The sequence below is a fragment of the uncultured Microscilla sp. genome (assembly GCF_947493425.1).
Classification (GTDB): Bacteria; Bacteroidota; Bacteroidia; order Cytophagales; family Microscillaceae; genus Microscilla.
Genome location: NZ_CANLRP010000414.1, coordinates 1 through 867, shown reverse-complemented (window position 1 = coordinate 867; position 867 = coordinate 1). Strand labels below are relative to the sequence as shown.

1 protein-coding gene is annotated in these 867 nt (G+C 39.8%); it reads left to right on the top strand.

Features of this window, described 5'->3' with window-relative positions; all coding sequences use genetic code 11:
- Positions 1-109: 109 nt before the first annotated feature.
- A partial coding sequence (locus tag Q0954_RS34100; RefSeq protein ID WP_299466601.1) for a transposase occupies positions 110-867 on the top strand: 758 nt, incomplete at its 3' end.

Genomic DNA, 867 nt, shown 5'->3' with positions numbered 1-867 from the left:
TAATGTGAATATCGAGTTGAATTTTGTACAATTTCAATAAGAGGGCACTCTTTATTGTACTTTTTAAAGATTTGCAAAAAAAAGATAGCCAAATGGTTTATTTTAGGTTGTGAATCATATAAACAAACTCATTTGGCTCTACTGTTTTATCAGTGAGAGCTATAATAGTACATTGCATTGGGAATGTCAACGTACAAGCAATAATTATCAGCCTAAGTTCACTGATGTAGAGGTTCTGACCGTCTACCTTTATGGGATTTTGGAGGAAAATAAGCATGAAATCAAAGATATTCATCGTCATACTCAAAAACACTTGTTGTCTTGGTTTCCATTGTTACCTGGTTATGCGAACTTCAACAGACGTCTGAACCGATTGACGAGCGTCTTACCGTTATTGACCAGCCTGGTGTTGGATTGTTATTGGTCGGCAGATGTGGAATGGGATGTAAGTTTGGGTGATGCGATGCCTATTGTGTTGGCTAAAGCTCCTCGGAGCGGACAGGCTAAGGTTGCTCCTGAAATCTGTAATAAAGGATATTGTGCCTCCAAAAGCATGTATTATTATGGAGTAAAACTGCACACATTAGCCTTCAGGAGACCAGGAAAATTGCCTGTTCCTGAGTACATGGATATAAGTCCGGCAGCCAGCAATGATTTGACAGCAATGAAGCCTGTGCTGATGGAACTTACAGACAGGAACATATTCCTCGATAAAGCCTATTGTCACCAAAAAATGGCAGAAGAGCTTGCAGAGGTTGATTTAAACATTTTTACCCCAGTGAAGAAGAAAAAGGGGCAGCAAAGACTTGATGCGGTAGATAATTTATTTTCTACGGCTGTAAGTAGGGTCAGGCAACCCATTGAAGG